Annotated in this window: 9 protein-coding genes and 1 pseudogene; all 10 read right to left on the bottom strand. The window is 60.2% G+C overall.

All coding sequences use genetic code 11. The features are described 5' to 3' along the window. Nucleotides 1-131 precede the first annotated feature (131 nt). The 10 genes and pseudogenes from XI09_RS09305 to XI09_RS09350 all read right to left on the bottom strand — a co-directional run bounded on the left by XI09_RS09305 (nt 132) and on the right by XI09_RS09350 (nt 8,800). On the bottom strand, nt 132-626 hold the full coding sequence (locus XI09_RS09305; protein ID WP_271566573.1) for a tyrosine-type recombinase/integrase: 495 nt from the start codon (nt 624-626) through the stop codon (nt 132-134). A gap of 18 nt (nt 627-644) precedes the next feature. Next, complete coding sequence (gene tnpC / locus XI09_RS09310; RefSeq protein ID WP_271566580.1) at nt 645-2,123, bottom strand: IS66 family transposase; 1,479 nt, start codon at nt 2,121-2,123, stop codon at nt 645-647. 123 nt (nt 2,124-2,246) lie between these two features. After that, nucleotides 2,247-2,603 (bottom strand): IS66 family insertion sequence element accessory protein TnpB, encoded by a 357-nt coding sequence (gene tnpB, locus XI09_RS09315; RefSeq protein WP_271566574.1) that lies wholly within the window; start codon nt 2,601-2,603, stop codon nt 2,247-2,249. Beyond that, nucleotides 2,600-3,031, bottom strand: a complete 432-nt coding sequence (gene tnpA / locus XI09_RS09320; protein ID WP_271566575.1) for an IS66-like element accessory protein TnpA — start codon at nt 3,029-3,031, stop codon at nt 2,600-2,602. The genes tnpB and tnpA overlap by 4 nt, the downstream gene beginning before the upstream one ends. A gap of 87 nt (nt 3,032-3,118) precedes the next feature. Continuing rightward, nucleotides 3,119-3,193, bottom strand: a pseudogene (locus XI09_RS09325) (tyrosine-type recombinase/integrase); the annotation flags it as partial. A 330-nt stretch (nt 3,194-3,523) separates the two neighbouring features. After that, the gene (locus XI09_RS09330; protein ID WP_271566576.1) at nt 3,524-4,693 is read right to left on the bottom strand and encodes a lactonase family protein; all 1,170 of its coding nucleotides are present in this window, start codon (nt 4,691-4,693) and stop codon (nt 3,524-3,526) included. A 347-nt stretch (nt 4,694-5,040) separates the two neighbouring features. After that, nucleotides 5,041-5,550 (bottom strand): methyltransferase family protein, encoded by a 510-nt coding sequence (locus XI09_RS09335; RefSeq protein WP_271566577.1) that lies wholly within the window; start codon nt 5,548-5,550, stop codon nt 5,041-5,043. Between the two features lie 470 nt (nt 5,551-6,020). After that, entirely contained in the window at nt 6,021-6,464 is a 444-nt protein-coding gene (locus XI09_RS09340; RefSeq protein WP_011090283.1) for a c-type cytochrome, read from the bottom strand. A gap of 338 nt (nt 6,465-6,802) precedes the next feature. Further along, the gene (locus XI09_RS09345) at nt 6,803-7,183 is read right to left on the bottom strand and encodes a hypothetical protein (RefSeq protein WP_271566578.1); all 381 of its coding nucleotides are present in this window, start codon (nt 7,181-7,183) and stop codon (nt 6,803-6,805) included. A gap of 30 nt (nt 7,184-7,213) precedes the next feature. Then, a complete protein-coding gene (locus XI09_RS09350; RefSeq protein WP_271566579.1) occupies nt 7,214-8,800 on the bottom strand; it encodes a hypothetical protein in 1,587 nt (528 codons plus the stop codon). Nucleotides 8,801-9,020: the final 220 nt, after the last annotated feature.

The following is a 9,020-nucleotide window of genomic DNA, read 5'->3' on the forward strand; positions in this document are numbered from 1 at the left end:
CTTCATCGGATGCCCCGCAAATCGCGGGGAATCTTATCGCGCGAATCACAGCAAACAGAGCCTTTTCACACAGCCTGGGCCCGGAGCCGTCTGTGAGGGCAGCGCAGAGCACGTCTGCTCTGCCCCCGAAGTCAGACGTCAACTTGTTCTGCTATCGCGAGGGCGTCGTCGACTTCGATGCCGAGATATCGAACGGTACTCTCGATTTTCGTGTGCCCCAGAAGGAGCTGTACGGCTCGCAGGTTGCCAGTTCGGCGATAGATCAAGGTCACCTTGGTCCGGCGAAGGGAATGCGTCCCGAACAGGTGCGGGTCCAGTCCGATGTCAGCGATCCACTGGGATAGCAGTCGGGCATACTGGCGGGTCGTCATATGACCACTCCGCCGCCGGCCAGTGAACAGGTATTCTCCTGACTTTTTACCAGTAATCCGCAGGTAATCATCAATTGCCTGCCGGGTCGATTCCGTCAGTTCGAATTTGACGGGGCGCCCGGTCTTCTTTTGTCGGACGGTCGCGCGGTCGGCCGCATATCCGCCTGGCGCAAGGTCATCGACTTTCAAGGCTACGACGTCGCAGCCGCGCAGCTTGCTGTCGATGGCGACGTTGAACAGCGCCAGATCGCGCATTCGGCGTAAGCGTCGTTCTCAGGCCACGGCTTTGAGGGCTTGAGCACGGTAGGCCCAGGGCAGTAGCTGGTCGATGTCGCGGTTTGGATGCCCGTTGACGATCCTGGTCAGGACGTCGGTGAGATAAGCGAGCGGATCTACGTCGTTGAGCTTGCAAGTCTCGACCAGGGACGCGACGACAGCCCAGTGTTCGGCACCACCGTCGGATCCGGCAAACAGCGCATTCTTGCGACTGAGCTTGATACCACGGATTGATCGTTCGACGGTATTGTTGTCGAGTTCGATGCGGCCGTCATCGATGAAGCGCGTTAAGCCTTGCCAGCGCGAGAGGGCGTAGCGGATGGCCTCGGCGAGCTTGATCTTCTGGCTGATGAGAGCCAGCTTGGCGCGCAGCCATACCTCGAAGGCATTGGCCAGTGGTCGGCTCTTCTGCTGCCGCACGAGGCGACGCTCCTCCGCGCTGCGGCCGCGGATCTCCTTCTCGATCCCATAGAATGCGGCGATGTGCTTCAGCGCCTCGCTCGCGATCGGAGCGGGGCCGGCTGTCGCGAGTTCGTAGAAGTTGCGCCGCATGTGCACCCAGCAGAAGGCGAGCTCGACCTCGCCACGTTCGGCAAGCTTTGGGTAGGCGTTGTAGCCATCGACCTGCAGGACGCCCTTGAAGCCGGCAAGATGGCTGAACAGCCGCTCGGCTTTGCGGTCGGGTGCATAGACATAGGCGATGCCGGGCGGATCGAGGCCCGCCCAGGGCCTGTCGTCGGCGGCATAGGCCCAGAGCTGGCCGGTCTTGGTGCGCCCTCGACCGGGATCGAGCACCGGTACCGTCGTCTCGTCGGCGAACAGCTTGGACCTCGCTCGAAGCACCGTGAGAAGGCGCTCATGCAGCGGGCGCAGATGGAAGGCGGCATGCCCAACCCAGTCCGCCAGTGTCGATCGATCGAGAGCGATGCCCTGGCGGGCATAGATCTGGGCCTGCCGGTAGAGCGGCAGATGATCGGCATATTTGGACACCAGAACCTGGGCGACGGTGGCCTCCGTCGGCAGTCCGCCCTCGATCAACCGGGCCGGAGCCTCGGCCTGCAGGACGCCATCTTCGCAGGCTCGGCAGGCGTATTTGGGACGTCGGGTGACGACAACGCGGAACTGCGCCGGCACCATGTCCAGCCGCTCGCTCTTGTCTTCGCCGATCTGGTGCAGGTCGCCCTTGCAGCAGGGACAGGTCTTGGCGTCGAGGTCGAGCACGACCTCGATCCGCGGCAGATGTGCCGGTAGTGCTCCGCGATTGTTGCGGCGCTTGCGTGCGCGCTCCGCCCGGCCTTCCGGAGCTGTCTCGTCTTGGCTGGCTTCCGTACAGGCAGCAACCTGTTGGACGTCCTCGAGACCGAGCAGCATCTGCTCTTCGGGAAGCGACTCTGCCTTCCGGCCAAAGCGATGACGCTGCAGCTCCTTGATGATCTGGCGCAGCCGCTCGCTCTCGTGCCGCTCGGCCAGCAGCATCGCCTTCAGCGTCTCGGGATCATCAGGAAGGTTATCGCTCACAGGCAAAACAAGAGCATATTTGCGCGCGCCTGACGACGTGCTCGATGCCCCTGATTCACTTCGCCGCAGCGCGGCACACAATTATCCGGCTTGCGTCGAGACGACCGTCTCCCGTGCTGCGTGGACACGCCGCCAATCGAGTCCTTCGAGCAGCGCCGACAATTCTGCCGCCGACAAACGCATCACGCCATCCTCGATCTTCGGCCAGCGGAAGACGCCTTCCTCGAGCCGCTTGGCGAACAGGCACAAACCCGTACCATCCCAGAAGATCAGCTTGATCCGATCCGCCCGCTTGGCACGGAACACATAAACAGCCCCCGAGAACGGATCGGCCTTCATGTGCTCGCGTACCAACATAGCAAGCCCCTCCATTCCCTTGCGGAAGTCGACCGGCTTGGTTGCCACCATCACCCGGACAGTTCCGGACGGGCCGATCACCGGCTTGCCTTCAGCGCATGGACGATGGCCGCAATCATCGCCACGTCCGCGCCTCGGCCGACCCGGATCGTGACGCCTTCGGCCTCGATCTCGATGCCCCCGACATCCGGCTTGGCCTTGCGTCGCGCTGTCTTGCGCTCATGGCCAACAGCCACGGCCGGTACCACGGCGTCTACCACCGCCGGTACAAACGGCGGATCGTCAGCCATCGGCGCCGGCAACTGGCGGGCTTGCCGGCGCCAAGTGAACACTTGTTGTGGGGTCAGCCCGTGTCGCCGGGCAATCTCGGAAACGACCGCGCCTGGTACCAGCGTCTCCTCGACAATCCGGGCCTTGTCGTCCTTGGAGAACCAACGACGTCGTCCCGTCTCCGTGATCACTTCCAGCCGGCGCGCCGTCACGTCCGACTTAAGCGTATGGTCAAGCATAGACACAAGCCGATCCCTTCAAAGAGATCGTGAAACTCGCCTATCCCATGTGCCGCGAGAAGGTGGGAGCGGAACGACGCTTACCATTCGGCCTTCGACTTGGAGCTTGGTTCGGATTGACCAGACGTGCTTCGGACGGAGCGGCGGCTTCGCGCCGACGATCTTGCCCTTGTTCCACGGACTGTGTTTCGAAACGGCAGGTCGCTCAGGATATCGGTCATGTTGACCTCCTCAACTCGTGAGGTTGGTCATTTTGAGCCCTGAGCCCCTCATCCTGCGTCCGCTTTCAGATGATTGGAGACGTACTTGCGTTCAATTCAAGCGATGAGAGGGCCGATTTGACCCGTAGCGGTCAGGGGCAAGCATGTGACGCCGTTCGCGGTCTTGGCCCGGCCACTGAAAGGCAATTGCCAATCTTCTGATTACAGAATGAAGGCCCGATTTGGAGCGGGCCTTCGACTTCTGAGCGCCAGACAATGGGTGCAAGACAAGCTACGGCCCCATCCTGGCCGAGGCGGGATGTCCCGGCACCTGGAAGCGCTTGCCGGTATCCGTTACGTTCGTGCCATCTACCTTCAGTATCGAGAAGTCCTGTGTCAGATAGTTGCCGACGAGAAGGTATTTGCCGTCAGGACTGAATACCGCGGCCTCCGGCAGCCCACCGACCTCGATATCTTGTATCTTGCTCACTTTCTTCCCATCAATCTTCAGCACCGTGATGCTGCCGTTCTTTTCGTAGAAGTATGCGTTCTTCATGTTGGAGCCGCGCAGAATCACGGCAACCGCGACGTCGCCCTTGGGACTGATTGCAAGACCCTCGGGACCGTCGCCCACCACCACGCGATCAATGATGCGCGGCGGATTGCTCTCCAGATCGATGACGCTCGTGGTGTCCACACTTCCATCGGAGGCACCTGCGTTGCCGTTGTCCGAGGTCAGCGCGATTTTCCCGCCGGGTGCGGTCGCGACATTGTAGGGCCACTGGCCGGCCGGCAGGTCAATCTTGTTGTACGTCACCTTGTCGCCTGCGATGTCCAGCATTGAGATCTTGTGAGCAGGAAAGCGGGCGACCAGGGCTCGCTTACCATCCGGCGTGAACGTCACGTGCGACGGACTGTCCGGCATCGCAACGGTGTCCGTAATCTTCACGTCCGTGCCATTCACGGAGAGGACGCTGATCGAATTGTCTCCGCGATTGGCGACGAGCGCCATCTTGCCATCTGGACTGAAGCTGAGCCCGGACGGCTGCTTCCCGCCAGTGAGCGTCGCGGCCAGCTTGGGCGGATCGGCCTGCAAGTCTACGACGTAGATCTTATTGTCGAGCATCTGTTTCAGCGCGTCTCCGTCCTTGACGACATCGACGGAGTCGGCGACCAGCGCGATCGTTCCGCTGGGATCGATCGCAACGTTCACGGGCGGTCCGACCACCGAGTTCTTCAGCGGCAGGGCAGCAACGATCTTGGGGGTTTCAGGAGAGGCGAGATCGACGATGAGAACCTGATCCTTGCCGGCTGCTGAAAGAACGGGCTTGCCGCTGTCGTCCCACAGAAGCTTCTCGTCCAGCCCCACGATCATAAATGGCTTCGCGTGCCCAGCACTAAAGCCGGTACTGAGCAACATGGCGGCCGCAAACGATAATCCTATGGCATGGTTACGGGACATCTCAGCGTTCTCCCCAAATTTATGTCCAGCCTCTGGAGGGCTGATGTTGCCAGTTTACGCTGCGGAACATTCGTTCGCCAGTGGTCCCTCGTCTGCTCGCGGCCGACAAGCGGACCTTCTCGCCGAGTTTTATGGCGCCGCGTCTGACCCACAAGAGACATTAGCCGGATCGAAATCCCGCAATGCGAGATAGGCGCTACGCGCCCCGATCTGGGACATGTTGCCCGGTCGTAACCCCGCCGCGTAGCCGATGCGCTCGTCACACTGCTGCTGGCACATGTGATCGTACACAACGCCCACGATCCGGCGACGATGGCCGCGGCACTCGCACTCGCACTCGCGCTCGATCAGGACGACGCCGACGTAGAGCCGGGCAAGCGTGGCAACCAGCGCGACACGTTGGCGCAATAGGTGTCGTATTCCGCTCCAAATGTCCTACGCAGCGTCGGCTCCTCATAAGCCAGAACGAAGATGTGGAAGCCGATCCACAGTAGCGCGCCGTAGACCAGAAGCCTTGCGTTTCCGAGGATCAGTCCTTGGCCAAGTACAATCGCCACTAGGGCAAGATAGATCGGATTGCGGACATAACGATTGGGGCCGGTGATCACCAAATGTTGCGTTGGTGCGACCGGCGCTGGCGTGCCGCCGCCTTGCAGCGCAAATCGTGTGAAGGTTTCGACCAACACCGGAATGCCGAGCAGGATCAGAACCACGCCGAACCATCGGATAAGCTGGAGATCGAAGAACGGCGCTTGCAGACGCCATTGCGAAATCCACCACGGCACGACACCGGCGACCGTCGTGGGGGCAATCAGAAAAAAGACCGCTGACCCCAGAACTGCCACGCCTCTGGTCATGATGTTGCTCCGGCCTCACAAATCCCAGCGTGCACCCGCGATAGCGACGCGGTCGCGATGGCCGGCCTCATCGTAGCGGCCAGCGATTGGGGCGACAAGGATTGACTGGCCCGGGTCACACTGCTCACGACCGCTTATGGCCCATCAGCGAAGTGGTAGCACGCCTCATTGAGGTCCGTTCAATGGGGCATAGCGGACTGAGCTTGCTCACGTTGAGTTTTTCGCGTTTTGACCCCAAAGAAGGCACGGCATCGGGCCGGGCAGATGTCGGCCTCGACCCGCTTCGGACATCACGGTTTGGCAAGCAGGGCAGTAAGACTCCCGGGCGCATCACGAGGCAATATGAGGCGGCGGGAGTTCATCGGGCTGGTTGGTGGTGCAGCTGCTTCGCCGGTTGTGGCGCAAGCAAACTTTTTCCGCTTTAGCGGGCGCTAAGCGGGATGGGCAAGTAATCTTATGCTCGTCGGTTGCTACTTTTGCTGAACGCGGCTGAGATAATCGACAACAGCGAGGATGCGTTTTCGCACGACGACTTCGGGGCTTTGCTCCGGCCCGGCCATCTTCCAATAAGACGGATCAACATAGTGAGGCAAGTTGACAATGGGGTTGAATCGTTCCCCCCAAATTGGCATCTCACGAGTGCCGTGAGCGGGAATTGTTTTCGATCCATCTATGGTTTCATAGACAGCGTTCGTGGGAAAGACCCCGTTGTTGTTCTTGGCCAACACCGTCAAATCGGGAGGCGGGATCTTGAGCTGGTCGCTGACCGGTCCTTTGCCCTTTGCATCCGCGCCATGACAACTCGCGCACGAAGACTGAAATTCTGACTTGCCGATGTCGAGGTCTTCAGCCTGAGCCGCGGCAGCGAAAGCAGCGGTAAGGCCGGCAATTATCAACCAACCACACTTTACCATGTCGCGCTCCGACGCTGGCTAGAAAGGCTTTACTACTAGCCGCTTTGCGCTCCGACAGATTGACGCATATCAAGACTGGCTTCCGGCTTAGGCTTGTGAAGGCTCTGGGAGTGGCATGCTTTCGCCGGCTGATCGGACTTAAGAGCCCGCGCCCTAAAGTGATGCCGTGCTCGCCGATCTCGCGCTGCTCTGCTACCACCCGCATGGTCTGGGCGCGTCCGCCGTTCGGTCGCTATCGGGGATCGATCGGACATGGAGCGGATAACCCATGTCGGTCGCAAATGACCCACAGCTGACGGCGCCTGTTCTCCAGGAGGGAATGTTTCTGGGCACGGCAGCTATTTCAACCACAGCTTGAGAGGAACTGCCTGTCGATCGGAGCAGTTCATGATGCCAGTATAGGAGTCTGACAGTTGTCCGCTGTAGGTGCATTCGACCCCCGCAACGGACAATGTCGCATTCAATTGGGGTGATGACGCCGATATCTGAAAACGCATTTCACCGGTCTTCTCCTCCGGACCATCTTGAATGCATACGCCGACGTGCTTCATCGTTAATGGCCCGGAGTATTCCTTTATAGGGCCGGAAGCCGTTTCCGTGACGGTGGCGGTCAACTCCCACTCGCCGAGATAGCCGGAGTATCCGATGACCTGAAGTGATTGAGCGACAGCCGGGGTCGCGAGAGCAATCAGAACGATAGGCAGAAAGAATGCTCTCACGATATGCTCCCGTAATATCGCTGCAGCCCCTCAGCGCTTCGTCAGAAACGCGCGCGCGTCGGTAACCTCGGTCCGGGTATTATCCGCAGCATCGGCGATCGCAACGACCTTGCTGTAATACTCGTGTGCCTTGGCGGACTCACCGGACTTTTCGGCGGCCTTCGCCGCGCCCACGTAGGCGCCTAGCCGGTTTGGCTCCTTCTTCAGCGTCGCTTCAAAGGCGACGAGCGCGTCCCTGGCGTTACCGCTATCGAGCAGCATGACACCATAGAGTTCGCGAGCCGGCTTGGGTACGCCCGGCGTCACCGGATGCTTCTCGGTCTTGTCTTCAGAATCGGCGGCTGCGCTCATCACTTTCAGCGCGTCGTCGCGCTTGCCCTCGGCATAGAGCATCCAGGCGGTAGCGACCTGCCGCTGAATGTCTACCTGCTCCGACCAATAAGCATCCTTCGCATCTCGCAGCTTGTCCCGCAACTCGGCGAGCTTGGCGATATCTGCCTTAGCGGCTTCAGGATTGCCCGAGCGGGCTGCGCCTAGCGCTCGCGCGAAATGGGTGACCGCCTGCACGTGAGCCAGCGGGCTGGCACGGACTTGAAGCGCCGCGGCGGCCTTCCAATCGCCGCGCTCCACCGCGTAGCGTGCCGGCGAAGCGGCCAGCGCGTATGGCCCAGCGATGAAAGTCTCGGTGAACCCGGTGACCGCGTTCATCTCCCCGATAACGGCTGCGGCCTTCTCGTCCTGCCCGAGTTGTAGATAGGCGTAGACTAGGTAATCCATGGCGTGCAGCTGATCGTGACCCTCTTTGTCCGCGTTCGCGACACGCGACGATTCGACGTTGGAGGCAATCGACTCCTTCCAATAGCCGACGCGCGTGAAGATGTGCGACGGCATATGCTGGGCATGCGCTGACGCTGGCGCGACCCTGGCATAGCGTCGGGCGGCCTCCAGGCCTTTCTCAGCGATCGGCGGATAGTCATAAAGATGAATCAGGTAATGCGCGACGCCGGGATGTTGTGGCTGGCGTATTGCGATCGGCTCCAGGATCGCCGCCCCTTTGAGCTGGTTCGCGTATGTTTTGTCGGACGGCAAAGCCGAGGTGTTTAGGGCGAGCGCATAATAGATCTGCGCTTCGTCATCGTCTGGATAGCGCTGTGCTAGTTGTTCCATACCCTTGGTGTAGGCTTGCATGCGCGTACGGTGATCGACTTTTTCGTAGTCGGCATACATGGCGCTGAGCGCATCGAGGTAGTCGCGTTCGCGCTGGGTCTTGGCGCCGACGGTCTTTGCCGTCGCCAGCACGGCGGAACCCTCGGCGAGATTCTTCGCAGGCGCAGGGACGTGGGGATTCCATAATAGACTAAGCGCGATACCCCAATAAGCGATGCCGCATTCGGGATCAGCCTTCAGCACATCCTCAAATACTCTTTGGGACGCGCGGTACCAGAACGAATGTTGATAGAGCATTCCGCGATCGAATAACTTCTGCGCATCCGATTTGCAGGATGTCTCGAAATGCACCGTGCCAAGCTTCTCGTCGTTAGATTGTCCCAACGCCGGTTGCGCGAATGAAAGTCCCGCCGCGGCCGTAGCAGCAATTGCGAGTGGCGTTTTGATCATGATCCAGCTCCAGGCAAGAATTGAAAATTCCCTGAGCATTGCGCAGATTAGACCTATTTCTTGACGTCGGCTATGTCACCCGCCTCCGAATTCGAAATGCGAAGAGTGGTGATAGCTCCGATCCTCCTTTTCTGCGGCGCGTCAGCGGACCTGACATTTGCGAATACAGGAGCGACGACGATTGTCTCCTTGTGGCCCAGGCTGTGTGAAAAGGCTCTAT

It is taken from the genome of Bradyrhizobium sp. CCBAU 11386, assembly GCF_028128955.1.
GTDB lineage: Bacteria > Pseudomonadota > Alphaproteobacteria > Rhizobiales > Xanthobacteraceae > Bradyrhizobium.